At 68.7% G+C, this 20,631-nt stretch carries 19 protein-coding genes; 3 read left to right on the top strand and 16 right to left on the bottom strand.

What is annotated here, in order from left to right; genetic code table 11:
• Window positions 1-21: 21 nt before the first annotated feature.
• A complete protein-coding gene (locus CQ040_RS04695; protein WP_105526980.1) occupies window positions 22-1,020 on the top strand; it encodes a LacI family DNA-binding transcriptional regulator in 999 nt (332 codons plus the stop codon).
• An 11-nt stretch (window positions 1,021-1,031) separates the two neighbouring features.
• On the opposite strand, the gene CQ040_RS04690 is transcribed toward CQ040_RS04695, so the two are convergent.
• The 8 genes from CQ040_RS04690 to CQ040_RS04655 form a co-directional block, all read right to left on the bottom strand.
• Window positions 1,032-1,640, bottom strand: a complete 609-nt coding sequence (locus CQ040_RS04690; protein ID WP_105526981.1) for an alkylhydroperoxidase domain protein — start codon at window positions 1,638-1,640, stop codon at window positions 1,032-1,034.
• The gene (locus CQ040_RS04685; RefSeq protein WP_105526982.1) at window positions 1,637-2,278 is read right to left on the bottom strand and encodes a CMD domain protein; all 642 of its coding nucleotides are present in this window, start codon (window positions 2,276-2,278) and stop codon (window positions 1,637-1,639) included. Before CQ040_RS04685 ends, CQ040_RS04690 begins: the two co-directional genes overlap by 4 nt.
• Window positions 2,275-3,315 carry a putative FMN-dependent luciferase-like monooxygenase gene (locus CQ040_RS04680; RefSeq protein WP_105526983.1) on the bottom strand — a complete coding sequence of 347 codons (1,041 nt, stop codon included), beginning with the start codon at window positions 3,313-3,315 and terminating at the stop codon, window positions 2,275-2,277. The genes CQ040_RS04685 and CQ040_RS04680 overlap by 4 nt, the downstream gene beginning before the upstream one ends.
• Window positions 3,312-4,937 carry an ABC transporter ATP-binding protein gene (locus CQ040_RS04675; protein ID WP_258131390.1) on the bottom strand — a complete coding sequence of 542 codons (1,626 nt, stop codon included), beginning with the start codon at window positions 4,935-4,937 and terminating at the stop codon, window positions 3,312-3,314. The genes CQ040_RS04680 and CQ040_RS04675 overlap by 4 nt, the downstream gene beginning before the upstream one ends.
• The gene (locus CQ040_RS04670) at window positions 4,934-5,866 is read right to left on the bottom strand and encodes an ABC transporter permease (protein ID WP_105526984.1); all 933 of its coding nucleotides are present in this window, start codon (window positions 5,864-5,866) and stop codon (window positions 4,934-4,936) included. The genes CQ040_RS04675 and CQ040_RS04670 overlap by 4 nt, the downstream gene beginning before the upstream one ends.
• Window positions 5,863-6,843 (bottom strand): ABC transporter permease, encoded by a 981-nt coding sequence (locus CQ040_RS04665; RefSeq protein WP_105526985.1) that lies wholly within the window; start codon window positions 6,841-6,843, stop codon window positions 5,863-5,865. Before CQ040_RS04665 ends, CQ040_RS04670 begins: the two co-directional genes overlap by 4 nt.
• A 16-nt stretch (window positions 6,844-6,859) precedes the next feature.
• Window positions 6,860-8,494, bottom strand: coding sequence for a TIGR04028 family ABC transporter substrate-binding protein (locus tag CQ040_RS04660; RefSeq protein WP_105526986.1), 1,635 nt, complete (start codon window positions 8,492-8,494; stop codon window positions 6,860-6,862).
• A gap of 149 nt (window positions 8,495-8,643) precedes the next feature.
• Window positions 8,644-10,056 carry an NtaA/DmoA family FMN-dependent monooxygenase gene (locus tag CQ040_RS04655; RefSeq protein ID WP_105526987.1) on the bottom strand — a complete coding sequence of 471 codons (1,413 nt, stop codon included), beginning with the start codon at window positions 10,054-10,056 and terminating at the stop codon, window positions 8,644-8,646.
• Between the two features lie 105 nt (window positions 10,057-10,161).
• Between CQ040_RS04655 and CQ040_RS04650 the strand changes: the two genes are divergently transcribed.
• The gene (locus CQ040_RS04650; RefSeq protein WP_105526988.1) at window positions 10,162-11,148 is read left to right on the top strand and encodes a Gfo/Idh/MocA family protein; all 987 of its coding nucleotides are present in this window, start codon (window positions 10,162-10,164) and stop codon (window positions 11,146-11,148) included.
• Between the two features lie 2 nt (window positions 11,149-11,150).
• On the top strand, window positions 11,151-12,149 hold the full coding sequence (locus CQ040_RS04645; RefSeq protein ID WP_105526989.1) for an NYN domain-containing protein: 999 nt from the start codon (window positions 11,151-11,153) through the stop codon (window positions 12,147-12,149).
• Between the two features lie 64 nt (window positions 12,150-12,213).
• On the opposite strand, the gene CQ040_RS04640 is transcribed toward CQ040_RS04645, so the two are convergent.
• The 8 genes from CQ040_RS04640 to CQ040_RS04605 form a co-directional block, all read right to left on the bottom strand.
• A complete protein-coding gene (locus tag CQ040_RS04640) occupies window positions 12,214-12,507 on the bottom strand; it encodes a Dabb family protein (RefSeq protein WP_028503239.1) in 294 nt (97 codons plus the stop codon).
• Window positions 12,508-12,540: 33 nt separating this feature from the next.
• Window positions 12,541-13,548, bottom strand: a complete 1,008-nt coding sequence (locus tag CQ040_RS04635) for a sugar phosphate isomerase/epimerase (protein WP_105526990.1) — start codon at window positions 13,546-13,548, stop codon at window positions 12,541-12,543.
• A gap of 40 nt (window positions 13,549-13,588) precedes the next feature.
• A complete protein-coding gene (locus CQ040_RS04630) occupies window positions 13,589-14,440 on the bottom strand; it encodes a sugar phosphate isomerase/epimerase (protein ID WP_105527053.1) in 852 nt (283 codons plus the stop codon).
• A gap of 79 nt (window positions 14,441-14,519) precedes the next feature.
• Window positions 14,520-15,728, bottom strand: coding sequence for a substrate-binding domain-containing protein (locus tag CQ040_RS04625; protein WP_105526991.1), 1,209 nt, complete (start codon window positions 15,726-15,728; stop codon window positions 14,520-14,522).
• A gap of 2 nt (window positions 15,729-15,730) precedes the next feature.
• A complete protein-coding gene (locus CQ040_RS04620) occupies window positions 15,731-16,810 on the bottom strand; it encodes an ABC transporter permease (RefSeq protein ID WP_258131387.1) in 1,080 nt (359 codons plus the stop codon).
• Window positions 16,807-17,913, bottom strand: a complete 1,107-nt coding sequence (locus CQ040_RS04615) for an ABC transporter permease (protein WP_105526992.1) — start codon at window positions 17,911-17,913, stop codon at window positions 16,807-16,809. Before CQ040_RS04615 ends, CQ040_RS04620 begins: the two co-directional genes overlap by 4 nt.
• Window positions 17,910-19,433, bottom strand: coding sequence for a sugar ABC transporter ATP-binding protein (locus CQ040_RS04610; RefSeq protein WP_105527054.1), 1,524 nt, complete (start codon window positions 19,431-19,433; stop codon window positions 17,910-17,912). The genes CQ040_RS04615 and CQ040_RS04610 overlap by 4 nt, the downstream gene beginning before the upstream one ends.
• Window positions 19,430-20,539 carry a Gfo/Idh/MocA family protein gene (locus CQ040_RS04605; protein WP_105526993.1) on the bottom strand — a complete coding sequence of 370 codons (1,110 nt, stop codon included), beginning with the start codon at window positions 20,537-20,539 and terminating at the stop codon, window positions 19,430-19,432. Before CQ040_RS04605 ends, CQ040_RS04610 begins: the two co-directional genes overlap by 4 nt.
• Between the last annotated feature and the right edge of the window lie 92 nt (window positions 20,540-20,631).

Raw genomic sequence — 20,631 nt, 5'->3', positions numbered from 1 at the left:
CCGCTTAGTGGGGGGAACGGCATGTCAACCGCCAAGGACGTAGCTGATAGAGCCGGCACTTCCACGGCCGTCGTGAGCTACGTGTTCAACAACGGTCCGCGCAACGTCTCCCCCGCGACGCGGGAGAAGGTGTTGCAGGCCGCGACCGAACTCAGCTACCGCCCCAACGCCCTGGCCCGCGCGCTGAGCTTCGGCAAGACGCAGTCGATCGGCCTGATCGTGCCTGATATCGCCAACAGGTTCTTCGGCGAGCTCGCCCGCGCGCTCGAAGAGGCGGCGGCAGCGCAGGGCAACCTCCTGCTGATCGGAGACTCGGGGCTCGACGTCGAAAGAGAGCACTCGCACGTCGCGGCCTTCGTGGAGCGACGCGTGGACTCGGTCGTCATGGTGTCGATGTCGGACACCCCTGATCTGCGCGCCTTCACGGATGCGGGCATCCCGATCGCGGTGCTGCACCCCGTCGCCCCAGGGCAGCAGGCATCATCGATCTCGATCGACTACCGCGCCGCAGCCGAGGCCGCGACCGCCCATCTGATCGGTCACGGCTACCGCTCGATCGCCCTGCTCAACGGACCGAGCGACTCGGCCGGATCCCGCCAGCATCGCGACGGGTTCTTCCGCGCGATCGAGGCGAGCGGCGTCGTGGTCGAGACGACGGAGCTGCAGACCGAGATCTCCCGCGCGCACGCGGCCCAGGTCGCCCTCGACGTGCTCGCGCGACCCTCGCGACCCCGCGCTTTCTACTGCTCCACGGACGAGCAGGCCCACGGCGTGATGTTCGCGTGCCACCGCCTCGGCCTTGCGATCCCCGACGACGTCGCCGTGACCGGGTTCGACGGCACGGAGCATTCCGCCTATACGTATCCCCCGCTCACGACGGTGCGTCAGCCGGTGCCGGAGATGGCGGAGCGGGTGATCGCCCTCCTCACCGGACCAGCTGACCTCCCCGTCCACGAGACCGCACCGTTCGAGCTCATCCTCCGCGAGTCGTGCGGCCCGCACGAGCGCCCGCAGTCCTGAAGGACTCGGGGTCAGACCGGAGCCACCGGCCGTCCGATCGACAGCATCAGCCGGTTGGCCCAGTTGAAGAACGCGGCGCCGTGGATCACGTCGGCCACCTCGAGGTCGTCGAGCCCGGCAGCGCGCAGACGTGCGATCTCGTCCTCCCCGAACGCACTCGGGGTATCAGTGAGCGCGACCGAAGCGGCGACGATCGCGTTCCACCGCTCGCCGAGATCGGCGTCGATGCCTTCGTCGAGCAGCAGATCGACATCCTCCACGCGCTTGCTGTGGTGTGCGGCGAAACGCGAGTGCACCGATGCGCAGAACACGCAGCCGTTGCGACGGGATGCCGCGGTCGCCGCGAGCTCGCGGTCGGCCCGAGGAAGGCCCTCCGCAGCGTTGTAGAAGATGTCCTTGTCGACGAGAGTCCGCGCCCTGAGCACTTCGGGGTCGCGCGCGAGCAGACGGAAGTAGTCGTTCTTCGCCCTGGCCGCCTCGACGAGGCCGTCGTAGTGCCGCTCGGTCAGCTCCTCTTCCGCGAGGGGTTCCAGATGCGGGACCCAGCCGACCTCCCCGCGGGTGAACTCATGCGGGTGCGGGGCGTCATCGTGGCGGAGCACGGTCTGTTCGGCGGTCATGCGGCTTCCTCCTCCTCGGAGATCTCGGTCGTCTCGGTCTCGGTCGCGGTGGCGAGTCCTGCGGCGGCGAGCACTCGGAGTCCGGTGACGACCCGTTGCTGGAAGGCGAGGAACGACACCAGCTGCGACAGCGTCACGATCCCGTCCGTCGACCAGCCCGCATCGAGCAGCCGGCCGAGGTCTGCACTCGACGATTCACGGGGCCGGAACACCAGCAGGTGCGTGTGCGCGAGGGCCGCGGAGAGTCGTTCTCCGACGAGTGCGATGACCGCATCGGACGGCGCATAGCGCTCCCCCTCGGTGTTCTCGCTCTGGAGCCCCAACTCGGTGTAGGCACCGAACGGGCCGCTGACTGCTGCGTCGGCCGCCTCCGCGAGCACGACGGTGGCCCGCTGCGGATCTGCCGCCTGCGCGCGGGCGGCATAGAAGCCCGCGGTCGCGTCCTCGGCGCCGGCCAGCCCCGTGGCGAACGCCGCAACGAGGTCGCGCTCCGACAGCGAGACGTGCTCGATCGTCACCGGACGGAACAGGGCGTCGAAGCTCGCCTGCAGCTGCTCCCTGGTGACGGGGCGGCGGCGGCGCAGCGCATCGAGCTCCGGCGTCACCTCCACGATCCGGTCCACGATGTCGTCGGTCATGCGTTCTCCTTGAGGGTGAGGTTGTCTTCGGCGGAAGGGGTGAGCGTGTAGCCGAGGGCCGGGGCGACCTCGTCGGCGAAGAGCGCGATCGAGCGCAGCACGTGCTCGTGCGGAGCATCGACCGAGTGCACTTGGAAGGCCACCTCGGTCGCACGGGCGAGAGTGGTGTCGGCGGCGAGCGACTGCGCCACCTCCTCCGGCGTGCCCAGGTGCGTGTCGAGCGCGGCGATCAACTCGTCGATGGTGTCGCCGGGGATCGTCTGTCCTTGACGGCGGAACCCCTCGGCCGCCCGGCGCAGACCGACCTCGGCGAACCGCAGGGCTTCAGCCCGGTCATCGGCGACGAACACGGTGCGCGAGGCTGTGATCCGCGGTTCGACGTCGTCGGGCAGAGCATCGAGATATGCATCGATGATGGGATCCTGCAGCTCCGACAGCGGCGCGTGCAGACGATCGGCGCGGCGCGGCTGTGTGCGGGAGAGTAGCAGCCCGTGCCCGTTGATGCCGGCCCGATGCCCACCGGGCACCGAGAAGGTGGCCTGCCAGACGCGGTCGGCGAGGTCTCCGGCATCCGGGTAGAGGGTGTTGCCCGCACCGACATCACGGCCCGCGAGGCCGTCGAGCAGGCTCCGCAGCTTGCGGTCGTAGGTCGGGCCCTTGTCACGCACGTCCTCCCCGAACGGCACGAACGACGACGGGGTTCCGCCGCTGCCGAGGCCCAGATCCACTCGCCCCCCGGAGAGCAGATCGGCGACCACGGCATCCTCGGCCACCCGCACCGGATCCTCCAGCGGCAGCGTGATCACCCCGGTACCGAGGCGGATGCCTCGGGTCACTGCGGCGACGTGCGCGAGGAAAACCAGCGGCGACGGCAGCCCGCCCTCGGCCGCGTGGAAGTGGTGCTGAGCGACCCAGGCCCGTCCGATCCCGTGACGCTCGGCCTGCTGGATCTGCGCCGTCGCCAGCGCATAGCGTTCGGCGGGCGACGCGTCATCGAGCAGGCGCGTGAAGAAGGCGACAGTGGGTGCGGCGGTCATACGACGGTCTCCGTTCGTCCGGGTACCGCGGCGAGCAGTTCCCTGGTGTAGTCGTGCTGCGGGTCGTGGAAGAGGCCTTCGGTCAGCCCCTCCTCGACGATCCGGCCGCGGCGCATCACCGAGACCGTGTGACTGATCCTGCGCACCACCGCGAGGTCGTGCGAGATGAAGAGGTAGGTGAGTCCGAGTTCAGCCTGCAGCGACGTGAGCAGCTCGAGGATGCGTGCCTGCACGGTGACGTCGAGGGCTGAGACCGCCTCATCGAGCACGACGATCTCCGGGTCGATCGCGAGCGCCCTGGCGATCGCCACCCGCTGCCGCTGCCCACCCGAAAGCTCACGCGGGGTGCGGCGTGCGACGTCGGACGGCAGCGAGACCCTGTCGATGAGCGCGAGGGCGCGATCCCTGCGCTCGGCACGGCTGCCGACCTGGAAGCTCTGCAGCGGCTCGGCCACGATGTCGACGATCTGCTGCCGCGGATCCAACGAGGCGAACGGGTTCTGGTAGACGAGTTGGATGCGCCGGCGCAGCGCCCGCAGCTGCTCACGTTTGGCGTGGGTCACATCTTCCCCGGCGATCTCGATCGTCCCGGCATCCGGCTGGTGGAACCGGGTGATCAGCCGCGCCGTCGTCGTCTTGCCCGACCCCGACTCCCCCACGAGTGCATGCGTCGTACCCCTGCGCACCCGGAATGAGACATCGTCGACGGCGCGGAAGCGCTCGCGCCCTGCGACCCGGAACTCCTTCACGAGGCCCTCGCCGATGATCGCGTAAGGGTTCTCCGCCGCCACCGCCGAAGCGTCCCGCAGGAACGGCGGCGCATCGGGCCGACGGAAACCCGTCGCGAATGCGGGAGCGTCGGCGAGCAGCTGCCTCGTGTACGCATCGGACGGGGCGGCGAGCACCGTATCGCTCGGTCCATGCTCGACGATCCGTCCGTCTTTGAGCACGACGAGTCGCTCGGCCCGATCGGCAGCGACGCCGAGGTCGTGGGTCACGAGCAGGATGCTGGTGCCTTCCTCACGCTGCAGCTCGTCGAGCAGGTCGAGCACCTTGCGCTGCACTGTCGCGTCGAGGGCGCTGGTCGGTTCGTCGGCGATCAGCAGACGCGGGCGCAACGCGATGGCGGTCGCGATCAGCACACGCTGCCGCATGCCGCCGGAGAGCTCGTGCGGGTACTGGCGGGCGCGCAGGTCGGGGTCGTCGATGCCGACGCGGTCGAGGAGTTCGATGGCCCGCGCACGACGCGAACGCCGATCCCGATGACCGTGCAGGCGCAGGATCTCCTCGACCTGCGCACCGATCGGACGCACCGGATCGAGCGAGGTCGTCGGGTCCTGCGGCACCAGACCGATCTCCGCGCCGCGGATGCCTCGGAGCGCGCGATCCGTCCATCCGGAGATGTCGAGGTCGCCGAGCACGACCTTGCCGCCATCGACACGGCCGCCGGCCGGGAGAAGGCCGAGCAGCGCGTGCGCGGTCGTCGACTTGCCCGATCCCGACTCGCCGACGAGAGCCAGGGTCTCCCCCTCGGCGATCTCGAACGAGACGCCGTGCACGACCTCGCGGCCGGCGTAAGAGATCCGCAGATCCGTCGCTGCGAGTACGGCCAAAGCACTCATCGGGCGTTCCTTCCGATACGGTGGCTGATCCGGTTGGCGCTGAGCACCACGGCGACGACGATGAGGCCCGGAAGGGCCGTGAGCCACCAGGCGGTACCGACGTAGTTGCGGCCCTCGGCGATCAGCAACCCCCACTCGGGGGTGGGAGGCGGCGCGCCGTAGCCGAGGAACCCGAGAGTGGAGATCGCCAGGATCGCGGTACCGAACTGCAGTGCGGCGAGGGCGACGATCGGGGTGAGCGAGTTCGGCAGCACGTGACGGCGGAGCACCGCGAAGAAGGTGCCCCCGCTGCCGAAGCCTGCCTCGACGTACTCGGTGCGGCGCACCCGGGCGACCTCGGCGCGCATCAGGCGGGCGAAGGCTGCGACGCTGCCGAGGCCCACCGCGAGCGCGGCGTTGACGGTGCCGAACCCGAGCAGGATGATCACCGACAGCGAGAGCAGGAGCCCGGGGATCGCCAACAGCACGTCGACCACGCGCATCAGCACGTCGTCGACGACCCCGCCGACGGCCCCGGCGATCGCCCCGAGCACGGTGCCGAGGGCGAGCCCGACCGTGACGGCGATCAGCGCACCGGAGAGCGAGTTGACCGCACCGTGGACGACGCGGCCGAACAGGTCGCGGCCGAGGGTGTCGGTGCCGAACCAGTGCGCCGCGCTCGGCGGCAGGAGCTTGTCTGCCGGCACACCGGTGAGCGGGTCGCCCGGTGCGAACACCCCGGGGATGACCGCCCAGAGCACGGCGAGGGCGATCACGGCGAACGCAAGATACAGGCCCCACGCACGGCCGCGCAGGTGTCCACGGCGACGAGGCGCCTCGGCACTTACCGGTGCGGGCGCTGTCGGCGACGTGTCGGGCTCGGCGATCGTCTCGGCGATCCCTGATCCAGCCACTGATCCAGTCGCTGCTGCGGTCACGGGAGCGGTCATGCTGCCACCTCCTGGGGTGCTCGTCGCGTGGCACGGGGCCCGGTCGATCGTGCGACCGTGCGCTGACGCGGATCGATGAGCGGGGTGACGAGGTCGACGGCGAAGCTGATGATCACGAACCCGAGGGCCGAGAGCAGCACCACGCCCTGCAGCACCGGGATGTCCTGGTTCGCCACGGCCTGCTCGGTCAGCCGGCCGATGCCGGTGCGACCGAACACGGTCTCGGTGACGACCGCTCCCCCGACGAGTTCGCCGAACAGCACGCCGGCGATCGTCAGGGTCGGCACGGCGGCATTGCGGGCGACCGAGCGTGTGAGCACCCACAGCGGCGGTGCGCCCTTCGCCCGGACCACCGTCACGAACGGCTGCGCCTGCACCTGGTCGACCGCCCGCACCAGCACCTGTGCCAGCGGCGCCGAGATCGGGACCGCGAGCGTGAGCACCGGAAGGATGAGTCCGCTCACCGGGTCGGCGCCGACGATCGGCACCCACCCGAGCCCGAACGAGAACACCTGGATGAGCAGGATGCCGAGCCAGAACACCGGCACCGCCACGAACAGGCCCGGCACCTGGCGGAGGCCGTCGCGCAGCCACGCGAACGGCGCGAGCGAGGAGAGTCCTGCGATCAGGACGGCCAGCAGAAGTGCCACGACGAGTCCGAGCGACGCCAGCAGCAGTGTCGCGGGGAGCGCCTCGGCGAGCATCGTCAGCACCGGTGTGCCGAACTGCGTCGAGAAGCCGAAGTCCCCGGCGAGGAAGCCGAGACCCGCGTGCACGTACTGCTCCCACCAGGGCAGGTCTGCGCCGTAGGTGGTGCGGATGCTGTCGAGCTGGTCCGGCGACAGCCCGAGACTGGGGTCGGAGAACTTGATCAGGATCGCATCACCCGGCAGCAGCTGCAGCAGGAAGAAGGTGGCCGTGAAGGCCGCGATCAGAACGATCGCGGCCTGCCCGGCTCGTCGGAGGACGAACGTCATCGATGCACCATGCCGATCAGTGCTCGGCGAGCCAGACGCCGGAGAACGTCGGGCGTCCCACCGACTCGAAGGCGACGCCGTGCACGTAGGTCGCGGTGCCGTACACCTGCGGCTCCTCGAACAGCGGGATCACGTAGGCCTGCTCGGCGATGTAGTCCTGCACGGCCTGGGAGGCGGCGACGCGCTTGTCGGCATCGGGCTCGGATGCCACGGCGAGGAGCAGTTCGTCGAGCTTCGCATCCTTCGAGATCAGCACGTCACGGTTCTTCGTGAAGTACTGGCTCTTGATCACGTCGAGATCCGCGCGACCGACCATCGAGTGGTAGAAGCCGGTCTTCAGCGGGTCGCGGGTGTCCTCCGCGTAGCTGCCGGCATCACCGGGCTTGACCGAGAGCTCGACACCCACCTTCGTCAGCTGCTGCGCGACGAGTTCGAGAGTCTGCTTCGACAGCGGTTGCGGCTTCGCCTCGTAGACCGTGATCGACAGGCGCTCGCCGTCCTTCTCGCGGATGCCGTCGGCGCCGGGCTTCCATCCGGCCTCGTCGAGGAGCTTCGCGGCCTTTTTCGGGTCGTACTCGTAGTGCTCCGACTCGTCCTTGTAGCCGAGCGCCTGGGAGGACAGCACCGAGGTCGCCACCGGGTAGTTCTCGGTGAAGAGGGTGTCCACGACCTCCTGCGCGTTCACGGCGGCGATGATCGCCTGTCGCACGCGGATGTCGGAGAGCAGCGGGTTCTCGGGGCGCAGCGCGATCGAGTTGTTCACGCCGCGGGTCTGCGGGGCGTAGAGCGTGAAGCCGGCGCTCTCGACGCGGTCCTCATCGAACGCCTGCACGTAGCGGACGTAGTCGGCCTGGCCGGCGAGCAGCGAGCCGATGCGCACCGAGTCCTCCGGAGTGATCAGCACGTGCACGGCATCGAGGTAGGGGCGGCCGTCGTTGTCGACGCTGTCGGGGCCCCAGTCGTAGTCGTCGCGGGCGGTGAGCGTGTACTCGGTGCCGAGCTTCTCGCCCGTGACCGTGAACGGACCTGATCCGACGATCTCGGCGGCATTGCCCGCACCGAAGTCCTCGATCGTGCCGTCGAGCGTCTCCGGCGACAGGAGGCCGGAGTTGATGGTCGAGGTCGCCTGCAGGAAACCGGGTGACGGGGCGGTGAAGTGGAACGTGACGGTGTCGTCGTCGACCACCTCGCTGCTGGCGTAGTTGTTGATCGCCTCGGAGACGGTGAGGCCGCGCTCCGCATCGCCCAGGCCGTAGGTGTCGAAGTTCTTCTTCACGGCCGCGGCGTCGAGCACCGTGCCGTCCGAGAACGTGACGTCGGGGTTCAGATTGAACGTGTACTCGGTCGCATCGTCGTTCACCGTCCAGTCCGAGGCGATCCACGGCTCGATCTCGAGCGTGTCCGGATTCTGCCAGGTGAGACGGGCGGCGATGTTGTTCACGATGCCGCCGTTCGGGTAGAAGCCGGCCTGCGGCGGGTACAGGTTCGTGTACGCCTGGTGCTCGAGGTAGGTGAGCGTTCCCCCGGTGACGGGGTCGCCGCCTTCTGCTGGCGAGTTCGCCGGGGCGGGCGTCGACGCGCAGGCGGCGAGGCTCCCTGCGAGGACGAGCGGCAGCGCGATGGCGGCGGCGCGGATGAGACGACGGTTCATGGGAGGGGCCTCCTGGCTTCGGGGGTGCAGTGCTTCGGGCGCGTGCTGTGCTTCGGGTGTGTGCTGTGGTGAGGTGTCTTCACGGTAGGAATCGGTGATGCCGTGGCGCGAAGCGGCGGACTCCGGATGTCGCGTGGCGAAACGTGTGGTCACGCGTCGACATACGAGGAAATGCGCAGGCGGTCGCGAAGCGTCGCTCCAGCGCCCTCCTCCGCGCCTCGCAGCAGTCCGCGACGGCGAAGTTCCGGCGCCGCGATCCGAGTGAACGCCTCGAACTGCGCGGGTTGGAAGGCCGACAGCACGTTGAATCCGTCTGCCGCCCCCTCGTCGCGCCAGGTCTCGAAGTGATCCGCGATCGTGCCGGCGTCGCCCACGACGAAGGCCGCGGGCACCGCGTTGGCCGCGACGAGGTGCCGCCAGGTGAGCGGGTCGGCGCCCGCAGCCCCGGATCCGGAGATGCCCGATCCGGAGACGCGCAACCCGGCGATCAGGCCGAGTCTCTCGATCAGCGCGGCGCCGCGTTCGCCCAGCCGCAGGGCCTGGGCGGCGGTCACCGGCGCGTCGAAGGTCGCAGAACGCAGGGGGTCGTCGTGCGGGACGTCGAACGCATCGGCGAGGGCTGCGACGGTGCGGTTCGGCGGGAACGCCGTGCGCGCGGCCTGGTGCCCCTCGGCGAGCGGCACCAGGGCGAGCAGACGCTCCACGATGCGTCGGGCGTCGGCATCCGTGTCCGCGACGACGGGAAGCACCGGAGCGATCACCTTCAGCGCGTCGGGCGACCTGCCGGCGTCTGCCGCGATCTCCCTCAACAGCCGACGCGTGGCGATCGCATCGGCAAGCGTCGGCGCGGCGGTCAGCGCGAGATCGGCCTCGGTGGCCGCGAGCGCCCTCGACCGCGGCGAGGTGCCGGCATGCACGATCGGGATCCGCCCCTGTGGTGGGCGGGCCACGTTGAGCGGACCGGTGACCCGCACCTGTGCACCCCGGAAGTCGGCGGGGTGCAGCCCCTCCGGATCGATCAGCACGCCGCGCTCGGCGTCGGCGATCCAGGCGTCCTCTCCCCACGAGTCCCACAGCCGCCGCAACACCTCGACGAACTCCTCCGCCCTGTCATAGCGGGTCTCGTTGTCGGCGTGCGCATCGCGGCCGTGGTTGCCTGCGGCACGCGGCTCGGCGCCCGTGACGAGGTTGACGCCCGCGCGACCACGGGTGAGCACGTCGAGCGATGCCAGCGAACGTGCCGTCGTGTACGGGTCGGCGTAGGTGGTGTTCACGGTGGCGATCAGACCGATCCGCGAGGTGATCCCGGCGAGGAAGAGCACCGCGCTCACCGGGTCGATCCGGGCGAGCAGATACGGGTCACGGAATTCCAGATCGGGGCCCGTGGCGAGCCAGTCCCCGAAGAAGAGATAGTCGAGACCGGCGGCCTCCCCCTCCTGCGCGATGTGCCGCAGGATGTCGGCGTCGGCGGCAGGATCACGGTGCGCACCCGGCTGGCGCCAACCCGAGGGATAGGCGCCGAGGGTACGCACCATGGCGCCGATGATGAGGGGTTCGGTCATGCCGTCACGGTAGGAGTCGTCGACGGCCCGCTGCCACGGCCCCGATGCCGGGCGTCACGGGATGTAACAGTCCGTCACACCCACCGCACCCCCTACGCTGAGACCATGACAGGTCTTCGGTGGGGAATCCTTGCGACCGGCGGTATCGCCGGCGCGTTCGCGTCCGATCTACGCACCGCGGGGCTCGACCTCGTGGCGGTCGGCTCGCGCTCGCAGGAGTCAGCAGACGCTTTCGCGGCCCGCTTCGACATCGCCCATGCACACCCCTCTTACGAAGCCCTGGTGGCCGACCCCGATGTCGACATCATCTACGTGTCGACGCCGCACCCGATGCACCACGAGAACGCCCGGCTGGCGCTCGAGAACGGCAAGCACGTGATCGCCGAGAAGGCCTTCACACTGAACCGTGCAGAGGCGGCAGATCTGCAGGCGCTCGCGGCGGAGCGCGGCCTGCTCGTGATGGAGGCGATGTGGACCAGGTACCTGCCGCACATGATCCGCATCCGCGAGCTCATCGCCGAAGGCGCGCTCGGCGAGATCCGTGCAGTCAGCGCGGATCACACCCAGCTGCTGCCCTCCGACCCCGCACACCGGCTCAACGACCTGGCACTCGGCGGCGGCGCACTGCTCGACCTCGGCATCTACCCGATCTCGTTCGTCTGGGACATCCTCGGCGCCCCGACCACGATCCGTGCCCTCGGACGTCTCATCGAGACGGGGGCTGACGCCGAGGTCGCCACCGTCATGACCCACGAGGGCGGCGCGATCTCGACCACCCTCTCGTCGTCGCGCGCGGCGGGACCCAACGTCGCGAGCATCATCGGCACGGCTGCTCGCATCGACATCGACACCGTCTGGTACAGCCCCACCACGTTCCGGGTGGTGCTTCCCGACGGCACGGTGCAGGAGACCTACACCTCCGAGGTCGAGGGGCGCGGCATGCAGTACCAGGCGCTCGCCGCCGAGCGACTCGTACGCGACGGCATCCTCGAAGGCGACATCCTGCCGATCGCCGAGAGCGTCGCGATCATGGGAACCCTCGATGAGATCAGAGCGCAGATCGGCGTCCGCTATCCCCGCGAGGAGGTCTGATCATGGCTGAGACCACCGATGCCCGCGTCGCCGTCTACCTCGACTTCGACAACATCGTCATCTCCTGGTACGACCGCGTGCACGGCCGCAACGCCTACGGCAAAGACCGTCAGCGGATCAGCGAGAACCCGAACGACCCTGACGTCACCGACCGCCTGAGCCGCGCGATGATCGAGGTCGGTGCCATCATCGACTACGCCGCCTCGTTCGGCACGCTGGTCCTGACACGGGCCTACGCCGACTGGTCCTCTCCCGTCAACGCCGTGTACCGTTCGCAGCTCGTGGCGCGTGCGGTCGACCTCGTGCAGCTGTTCCCCGCCGCCGCCTACGCGAAGAACGGCGCCGACATCCGGCTCGCGGTCGACGCGGTCGAGGACATGTTCCGACTGCCCGACCTCACCCACGTCGTGATCGTGGCCGGCGACAGCGACTACGTGCCGCTGGCTCAGCGCTGCAAGCGTCTCGGCCGGTACGTGATCGGCGTCGGGGTGTCCGGCTCGACCGCCAAGTCGCTGGCCGCAGCGTGCGACGAGTTCGAGTCGTACGACTCGCTGCCCGGCGTGGTGCGCCCGGTGAAAGCCGCCCCCGTGGTCGCCGCCAAGGCCCAGCCCGTGGTGGAGGCGCCCGCCCCCGTCGCCGACGCCGTCACGGAGAACGTCGCCGAGACGACCTCGAAGCCGAAGACCACCCCGAAGCGCACGCGCGCCAAGTCCGCACCCAAGGCGGAGGAGCCCAGGGTCGAGGACAAGGTCGACGATCAGGAGGTGGCGACCCAGTTGCTGGAGCGCGCGCTGCGCCTCGGTCACGACAAGGCCGACGCCGACGAGTGGCTGCACAGCTCTGCGGTCAAGACGCACATGCGCCGCATGGATCCGTCGTTCAGCGAGAAGGCCCTCGGCTACCGCTCGTTCTCCGACTTCCTCAAATCGCGCGACGACATCGCCGAGCTCGAGGAGACCGGCCACGAGCGGTTGGTCCGTCTCCGCGAGCCCGCCGCCTGACAGCGACGGCGTCACTCGACAGCGTCAACTCGACAGCGTCACTCGACAGCGTCACTCGACAGCGTCACTCGACGAAGTCGTACTCCTGGAACGTGGCGACCTCGGGAAGCCAGCGCTCCGAGACGAACGCCCGGTGTGCGGGGTGCCCGTCGTACGCGTCGTAGGCGTGCTGATCGGTGAACACCATCGAGAACTGATGGCTGAGGTCGCTCTTCGCGCTCACCTGACGGCGGATGGTGAAGTCCTCGACGCCGGGGATGGAGGTCAGGACCGCGTGCCCCGTCGCCAGGAACTCCCGCTCCTCGGCGGACCCGGCCGGGTGGATCAGGCGGAAGACGACGGTGTGCTGGATGGACATGAGGCTCCTGTTCTGACGATCACTGGCTGACGATCACTGGTTGCTGAACGCGGCGTCGAACGAGGCTGCGGGCTTCGGCCACAGCAGAGATCTCACGAATCCCAACGCCTCGGGGGCACCGTGCAGGCGGTCCATACCGGCATCCTCCCACTCGATCGAGATGGGTCCTGCGTAGCCGATCGAGTCGAGCGCACGGAAGGCGTCCTCCCACGGCACATCGCCGTGTCCCGTGGAGACGAAGTCCCAGCCGCGCCGGGGGTCGCCCCACGGCAGGTGCGAGCCGAGCACTCCCGCACGCCCGTTCCGGGGCCGCATCCTGGTGTCCTTGCAGTCCACGTGATAGATCCGGTCCGCGAAGTCGACGATGAACCCGACCGGGTCGATGTTCTGCCACATCATGTGCGAGGGGTCCCAGTTGAATCCGAACGCCTCACGGTGCTCGATCGCCTCCAGCGCACGCACCGAAGACCAGTAGTCGTAGGCGATCTCGCCCGGATGCACCTCGTGCGCGAAGCGCACACCCTCGCCGTCGAAGACATCGAGGATCGGGTTCCAGCGTCGGGCGAAGTCCTCGAATCCGCCCTCGATGACGGATGCCGGAACCGGAGGGAACATCGCGAGATACGGCCAGATCGATGATCCGGTGAACCCCACGACCGTGTCGATGCCGAGCTTGCGTGCGACCCGTGCCGCCCGCTTCATGTCGTCGGCTGCCCGCTGCCTGACCCCCTCGGCCTCGCCGTCGCCCCACACGTAGTCGCGGAGGATGGCCATATGGCGGAAGTCGATCGGGGCGTCGCACACGGCTTGACCTGCGAGATGGTTCGAGATGGCGAAGATCTTCAAGCCGTGCCGGTCGAGGATCTCCTTGCGCGAGGCCACATAGGCGTCGTCCTCGTCGGCGCGCTTCAGGTCGAGGTGATCCCCGGAGGCCGCGACCTCGAGCCCGTCGTACCCCCACTCCGCTGCGAGACGAGCGACCTCCTCGAAGGGCAGATCGGCCCACTGACCGGTGAACAGGGTGACCGGGTGGCTCGTCATGAGGACTCCTTCGTCTCGACTCGTTCGAGGTCGTGCGGGTTCAGGTGCCGAAGGCGCGCAGCGCGGCGATGCTGCGCGCGGCGAGCTCGTCCTGGCTCGGGGCGAGCGGACGCCAGACGGAGGCCGCGACCGCGATGGTGGCGTTCTCCCCGGTGAAGCTCTCCAGGCCAAGCGGACCTCGATAGTCGGCGTCATCGAGAGCGCGGAGAAGGCCCGGCCAGTCGGTGTGGTCATCGCCCACGGCGCCGCGATCGCTGCCGCACACCTGCACGTGGGCGATCGCCGCCCCCGCCGCACGGATCGCGTCGTCGGGCTTCTTCTCCTCGATGTTGAGGTGGTAGGTATCGAGAGCGAGTCCGAGCCCCGGGCCGATCAGCGGACCGAGTGCGTCCAGACTCTGCTCGACCGTGTTGAGCACACTGGTCTCGTAGCGGTTCAGGGGCTCGATCGCGAGCGTCACTCCCCGGGCAGCGGCTTCATCGACGAGTCCTGCGAGGTTCTCGCGCAGCTCCCCGACGACGGCGGCGCGTTCTTCGGCGTCCATCCGCCAGGTCATGCCGGTCGGGGCGTAGAACGGACCGGCCACGACCCGCGCGCCCAGAGCCTCTGCGGCCGCGATGCAGGATCGGAGATACGCCTGCGTCGCACCGACATCCCCCGCGCGGGCCACGAGTGAGCGTCGTGGACCCATCGCTCCGATCACGATCGTGCCGAGACCCAAGCTGTCGAGCACAGCACGTGCGCGCTGCGGATCCCAGTCGCCGACGCTCTCGAGCGGCAGCTCCAGGGCGTCGTACCCGAGGCCTTGGGCCTTGCGGGCGAGCGGTTCGAGCATGGCATCGGTCAGCGGAGACGTCCACACCCAGGTGTTGACGGCGATCGTGCGGGGCATCGTTGTCCTCTTGATCGTGAAGTCGATCCCACCCTCCCACTCCACGGGTGCGGAGCGGAAGGGTGGGATCGCACATCGGTTACGGGATCTGTCGTTCCTGCCACACCGTCGGGTAGCCGGGAAGGTTCTCCCCACCGAACTTGGCGTAGTGGCCGTCGGGCATTCCCTCGTTGGCCTTGAGGTAGTCGTCGAGCTCCGGCTCCGTGATCGGCTTCTGCGGTAGCACCCACTCCTTCGGCACCTCTTCGCCGGCGAAGATCATCTGCGCCGCGAGCAGCGGAGTGCGCCACTGGAAGTTGGAGTACACCGGCGCGAGACCCGTGAGACCGGTGTCCTTCCACTTGCGAAGGAAGCTCATCTCGTCCTCGCCGGTCATGACCGGGTAGTCCGCTCCGGCGTCCTCGAACGCCTCGATGGCAGCGACCGCGCCGTCACCGGCGTCCATCCAGATGCCGTCGACGTCGCCCTTGGCGAGCTCGTCGCTGATGATGCTCTTGATCTCAGCGGGATCGGCACCTGTGAAGTGGTCGACGGCCTCGATCCCGGCCTCGTCGAAGAGCTTCTTCGCTCCGGCCCAGCGGTGCTCGAGCACGTCGACACCGGGCAGGACCCGGAGTGCAACGACCTTGTCACCCTCCTTGAGGTTGTCGATCAGGAACTCCGCGGTGTCGATGCCCCAGGCGAAGCCGCCGATCGGGTGGATGAACGTCACAGCACAATCGGTGTTCACACCGCGATCGAACACGACCACCGGCTTGCCGGTGTCGCACGCCCGCTCGACGGCCGGAGTCATCGCCGCCGTGCTGTTCGGCGAGATGAGGAAGACATCACATCCGCCCTCCGCGATGAAGTAGTCGATGTCGGCGATCTGCGTGTCGTCGGAGTCCTTCGCGTCACGGGTCTCCATGTCGCTGATCGCGCCGGTTTCCTGCAGTGCCTTCAGCTGCTGGTTCATCGTGATCCAGCCCGTCTGACGCCACGGGTTGGAGATCGATGCGTTCGCGAAGCAGGCCTTCTTGGCCCCTTCGCTCGCGAACTCCGACGTGTCGACCATCTCGGCGTTGATGTGCTGCAGGTACGGCTCATCGGCCGGTCCCTGCGGGTCGACACCGCGCTCCTCGTCCTGTTTGTCGAAGAGCTCCTGGTCGAACCACTCTGTCGTCTCAGCCGTCGCATCGGGATTCTCCGACTCGGCCGGCGCCACTGACGGGTCGGTCGTACACCCGGCGAGCGCGATGAGGCCGAAGAGAGCCACCCCTGCGGTGGCGATCTTCATTGATCGTCGCATTGCTAATCTCCTCTGGTTTCTGTGTGGATGGTGCTGTTGGCGTGGATGGTGCTGTTGGCGTGAATCGTGCTGGTCGTTGTTGCGGGTTCTGAGGTGGTGGGATCGGGAGAAGGCTGTGGGCCGCGCTTGCGTCGTGCCCGGAAGGCGACGGCGGAGTAGGCGACGGCGGCGATGATGATGACGCCCTGGACGGCATCGCGAAGCGTCGAGGGGACGCCGGCGATGTTCAGCAGCATGAACAGGGCCTCGAGGGCGAAGGCGCCCGCGACCGCACCGACGATCCAGCCTCGCCCACCGCCGAGCACGACTCCGCCGAGGACGACGGCGGTGATCGCGGTGAACTCGTAGCCGCGACCGACCGAGGGGTGCACGCCGGCGTATCCGACCAGGAGCACTGCCGAGAGCGATGCGGACAGCGACGAGATGATGAACGCTCGCGTGGTCACCCAGGCCCGGCGCGCCCCGGCGTAGTCGACGGCGCGGGCGTTGTCGCCTACCGCGATGAGCGTCTTGCCCAACGGGCGCTTGGTGATCCAGATGCCGAGCGCGAGCCAGACGATGAGCAGCAGGACGGCCCAGGGGATGAACTCGAGGAACGGCACGTCGCGGATGCCGCCGCGGCCGATCTCGCGGAAGCTGTCGGCGGGATTCCCTGTCGCCGCGCCGCCGGTCCACCACATCACCCCGCCGAGGAGGGCGAGCATCATGCCGAGCGTGACGATGAAGGACGGCACCTTGAGCAGTGTCGTGATCAGACCGTTCACGAGTCCGACGGCCACGGCGAACACGATCATCAGCAGCAGCACCGGGATGGTGCGGGAGTCATCCTGTCCGACCAGGTTGCCGGCGATGATGACCTGCGCCGTGATGAGCGATCCCTGCGACAGGTCGAACTCTCCGGCGATGATCACGAAGTACTGGCCGATCGCGACGATCGCGATCGGGGCCACCCGCTGGATGAACCGCATGAACTGGCCGGGTTCCGCGAAGCTCGGGTTGAGGATCGTGACGGCCACGAGCAGGATCACCAGCAGCAGGAACACCGCCCCGCGGGGACTCACGAGTGTGCGCAGCGCGTTCATGAGCGCCCTCCTTCCGCAGCAGGGCTCGTATCGGGGGTGGCACCGGGGGTGGCATCGACGAGCTGCGACACGGCAGCGGCCATCGCGGGCGCCGCGGCCTTCGCCGCGTCATCACCGCCGGTGCGTGTGCCCCCGGAGCCGAAGCGCGGACGCCGACGGACGATCGAGCGACGGCTGTATACGGCCACGGCGGCGACGATCACCACTCCGCGGACCACGTCCTTGAGGAACGGGTTGATCTGCATGACGCTCATCACGTTGTCGACGACCGCGAGGATGGCGACGCCGCCGATCGTGCCCCAGATGGATCCGCGTCCGCCGAGCAGCAGGGTGCCGCCGAGCACGACCGCCGCGATCGACAGCAGCGCGTAGCCACCCTGCTGGCCGACCGTCGGGCTGCCGACGCCGAGACGACTTGCGAGGAGAAGGCCGGCGAGCCCCGCGAACACCGAGCACAGCACGTGCGCCCAGATCAGCGGCATCCGGATGCGGACGCCCGAGAGCCGGGCGATCTCGGGGTCGCCGCCCACCGCGTAGAGGTGCGCTCCGGTGCGGGTGCGGTTGAGGAGCACCCAGACGACCACTGCCAGCACGATCATGATGAGCGTGGACACCGGGATGGGGCCGACGCCGGTGGCGCCGATGAGCTGGAACGCCCACGGAACACTGCCGGCCGAACCCTCGAAGTTCGTGTTGAGGATGCCCTGCAGGATGAGCCCGACGCCGAGAGTGGCGATGAAGCCGTTCACTTTGAGGACGGTCACGATGAGCCCGTTCACGAGGCCGACACCACCGCACACGAGCAGGGTGACGATGACGGCGACCGGGATGTTGCCCGCATTGCCGTTCATGATCGTTGCCGCGAGCAGGCTCGACAGGCTGACGACGTACGTGACCGAAAGATCGAGAGAGGCACCCAGTACGACGAGCGTCTGCCCGACCGCGACGAGGCCGAGCACGCTCATGCCCGTGAGGACATCACGAATGTTGCCGGGGCTCAGGAAGTTGCGCCCGACCGTGGCGACCAGGATCGCGCCGACGACGATCACGAGCAGGAGGATGCCGAGCACGATGACGGTGGAGTCGATGCGGAGGCGCTTCATCGCGCACCCCCTTCCGCCACGGTGCCGGGATCGCTCGCACCGGTCGCGGCTCCGAGTATCTCGTGCTCCGCAGCTCCTGCCGGCAGCTCCGCGACGAGCTCGCCGTCGTGCATCACCAGGATCCGATCGCTCATGCCGATCACCTCCGGCAGTTCGCTCGACACCATCAGCACGGCCTTCCCCTGGGCTGCGAGCTCACGCATGAGCTGGTAGACGGCGTACTTCGCGCCGACATCGATGCCACGCGTCGGCTCGTCGAAGAGCACGATCTGCGGCTGGGTGAGCAGCCACTTGGCCAGCACGACCTTCTGCTGGTTGCCGCCGGAGAGGAAGCGCACCTCCTGATCGACGCCCTGTGAGCTGACTTCGAGCGAGCTCAGCACCCCTGGCACCTCACGGCGGGAGGCAGCTGTGCGGCTCGCGAAGACACTCCGCACGACCAGCAGCGCATTGTCGAGGATCGACTGTCCGAGCGCGAGTCCCTGTGCCTTGCGGTCTTCCGACACCAGGGCGAGCCCGGCCCGCACCGCCGCCCGAGCGCTGGCGATGCGCGCGGGCACCCCGTCGATCCGCATCGAGCCCCTGGTGAACGCCTGGATGCCGAACACCCCTTCCACGAGCTCGGTGCGCCCGGATCCCTGCAGCCCCGCGATGCCGACGATCTCCCCTGCACGCAGCGTGAGCGACACCCCGTCGACGTAGGCGTTGCCGCAGCCGTCGAGCTCGAGCCGCGGCTCACCGACCGTCGTGCCCTCGAGCGCATCGGGGAAGTACGACTGGATGGACCGGCCGACCATACGTCGGACCAGCTCGTCGGTGGTGAGGGCTGCCGTGTCGTCGGTCGAGACGAGCGCACCGTCTTTGAGGATCGTGATGCGGTCGCACAGGTCGAAGATCTCCTTCAGCCGGTGCGAGACGTAGATCACCGCGACACCGCGCGAGGTGAGACGACGGATGATCGCATAGAGCAGCTCGACTTCGCGGTCGCTGAGCGCGGCGGTCGGCTCGTCCATCGAGATGACCCGCGCATCGAACGAGAGAGCCTTGACGATCTCGACGATCTGCTGCTCCGCGACCGTGAGCGAGCCGACGCGCGCCTGCGGCTCGATGAACGAGACCCCGAGGTCGGTCAGCAGCTCGGCCGTCCTCGTGTTCATGGCACGCTGGTCGACGAAGCCCCCGCGGCGCGGCTCGCGGCCGAGGTAGACGTTCTGCGCCACCGTGCGCTCGGGGAGGAGCGTGAACTCCTGGAAGACCGTGACGATCCCGGCATCCATCGCCTGTCGCGGGTGCGCGTGATGCACCTCTTCCCCGCGGTAGGAGACCACTCCGTCGTCCGCCGGCTGCACGCCGGCGATGATCTTCATGAGGGTCGATTTGCCGGCGCCGTTCTCTCCGACGAGACCGTGCACCTCCCCCGGTCGCACGTCGAAGTCGATGCCCTTGAGCACCTCGACGCCGAAGAAGGACTTGCGGATGCCTGTCACGCTGAGCACCGGTTCGGTCGTGATCGTGATCATGCCGTCGCCTCCACCCATCGTCCGCCCGCTGCCGCCGATTCGAGCACGGCCTCCGTCAGCACGACCGAGCGGTACCCGTCGGCGAAGGTCGGCAGGCCGTCGGGATGCGCTCCGGCGATCGCCGCGTACACATCGGTCACGAACCCGTTGAACGCATCCTGATATCCCATCGGGTGCCCGGCGGGCACACGCTGGAGCCGCGCCGAATCCGGAGCGGACGTGGCGGGATCGCGCAGCAGCAGCAGGGACTCATCGCGCGAGCCGATCCAGAGCTCCTCCGGTCTCTCCTGCTCGAAGCGCAGACTCTGACGCGAGCCGTGCAGCTCGAGCGTGAGGGCGTTCTTGCGCCCGGCAGCCATCTGCGAGATGAGCAGCGTGCCGAGGGCGCCTGACTCCGTCTCCACCAGCACGGCGACGATGTCCTCCGTGTCGACCGCATGCCCCGAACGCTCGGAGAAGACTCGCCTGGTACGGGCGCTCAGTGTGCGGATCCGCTCGCCGATCACGAACTCGATCAGGTCGCACAGGTGCGAGCCGATATCGGCGAACGCACGACTGGCGCCGCCGGACTCGGAGCGCACGCGCCAGTCGTCATCGCTCGAGAGCAGCATCCAGTCCTGCAAGTAGGAGCAGTCGAGGGTGAGGAGCTCCCCCGCCTCGCCGCGCGCGATGCGCGCCCTGGCCTCACGCACCATCGGGTGGTAGCGGTAGATGAACGGCACGGCTGCCACGCGCCCGGTGGCCTCGGCAGTCTCGGCGAGCAACCGGGCATCGCGCGCCGTCGTCGCAAGAGGCTTCTCGCAGATGACGTGCTTACCCGCGTTCAGAGCCTGGAGGGCGAGATCGGCATGGGTCGCGTTCGGCGTGCAGATGTGGACGACGTCGATGTCAGCCGCGTCCAGCAGTGCCTTCGCGTCGTGCTCCGCCCGGTCGGCGCCGAGAGCCTGTGCGGCATCGCGGCCGCCCTCGACGGAACGGGTCGCTATCGCGCGCAGTTCGCCGCCGGCGTCTCGCGCCGCGGTGCGATGCACGCGGGCCATGAATCCTCCGCCGAGGATGCCGGTTCGGATCGTTCCGAGACCGGTGTCAGTGACATCCGTTGTCATGCCGCCGATTCTGACACAGTCCTACCGACTTTTGCTAGAGCTTCGTCAAAAGTTCTCTGAGACAAATCCGAAGTCAATCGGCGAGACGCCGA

The organism is Microbacterium sp. MYb54, assembly GCF_002979515.1.
GTDB lineage: Bacteria > Actinomycetota > Actinomycetes > Actinomycetales > Microbacteriaceae > Microbacterium.
The sequence above is the reverse complement of the archived record's forward strand: the minus strand, read 5'-3'. Positions and strand labels throughout refer to the sequence as shown.

Bases quoted from the DNA above. Each gene is read 5' to 3' on its own strand.
- CQ040_RS04695 (WP_105526980.1), top strand. From the start codon at position 22: ATGTCAACCGCCAAGGACGTAGCTGATAGAGCCGGCACTTCCACGGCC.
- CQ040_RS04690 (WP_105526981.1), bottom strand. From the start codon at position 1,640: ATGACCGCCGAACAGACCGTGCTCCGCCACGATGACGCCCCGCACCCG.
- CQ040_RS04685 (WP_105526982.1), bottom strand. From the start codon at position 2,278: ATGACCGACGACATCGTGGACCGGATCGTGGAGGTGACGCCGGAGCTC.
- CQ040_RS04680 (WP_105526983.1), bottom strand. From the start codon at position 3,315: ATGACCGCCGCACCCACTGTCGCCTTCTTCACGCGCCTGCTCGATGAC.
- CQ040_RS04675 (WP_258131390.1), bottom strand. From the start codon at position 4,937: ATGAGTGCTTTGGCCGTACTCGCAGCGACGGATCTGCGGATCTCTTAC.
- CQ040_RS04670 (WP_105526984.1), bottom strand. From the start codon at position 5,866: ATGACCGCTCCCGTGACCGCAGCAGCGACTGGATCAGTGGCTGGATCA.
- CQ040_RS04665 (WP_105526985.1), bottom strand. From the start codon at position 6,843: ATGACGTTCGTCCTCCGACGAGCCGGGCAGGCCGCGATCGTTCTGATC.
- CQ040_RS04660 (WP_105526986.1), bottom strand. From the start codon at position 8,494: ATGAACCGTCGTCTCATCCGCGCCGCCGCCATCGCGCTGCCGCTCGTC.
- CQ040_RS04655 (WP_105526987.1), bottom strand. From the start codon at position 10,056: ATGACCGAACCCCTCATCATCGGCGCCATGGTGCGTACCCTCGGCGCC.
- CQ040_RS04650 (WP_105526988.1), top strand. From the start codon at position 10,162: ATGACAGGTCTTCGGTGGGGAATCCTTGCGACCGGCGGTATCGCCGGC.
- CQ040_RS04645 (WP_105526989.1), top strand. From the start codon at position 11,151: ATGGCTGAGACCACCGATGCCCGCGTCGCCGTCTACCTCGACTTCGAC.
- CQ040_RS04640 (WP_028503239.1), bottom strand. From the start codon at position 12,507: ATGTCCATCCAGCACACCGTCGTCTTCCGCCTGATCCACCCGGCCGGG.
- CQ040_RS04635 (WP_105526990.1), bottom strand. From the start codon at position 13,548: ATGACGAGCCACCCGGTCACCCTGTTCACCGGTCAGTGGGCCGATCTG.
- CQ040_RS04630 (WP_105527053.1), bottom strand. From the start codon at position 14,440: ATGCCCCGCACGATCGCCGTCAACACCTGGGTGTGGACGTCTCCGCTG.
- CQ040_RS04625 (WP_105526991.1), bottom strand. From the start codon at position 15,728: ATGCGACGATCAATGAAGATCGCCACCGCAGGGGTGGCTCTCTTCGGC.
- CQ040_RS04620 (WP_258131387.1), bottom strand. From the start codon at position 16,810: ATGAACGCGCTGCGCACACTCGTGAGTCCCCGCGGGGCGGTGTTCCTG.
- CQ040_RS04615 (WP_105526992.1), bottom strand. From the start codon at position 17,913: ATGAAGCGCCTCCGCATCGACTCCACCGTCATCGTGCTCGGCATCCTC.
- CQ040_RS04610 (WP_105527054.1), bottom strand. From the start codon at position 19,433: ATGATCACGATCACGACCGAACCGGTGCTCAGCGTGACAGGCATCCGC.
- CQ040_RS04605 (WP_105526993.1), bottom strand. From the start codon at position 20,539: ATGACAACGGATGTCACTGACACCGGTCTCGGAACGATCCGAACCGGC.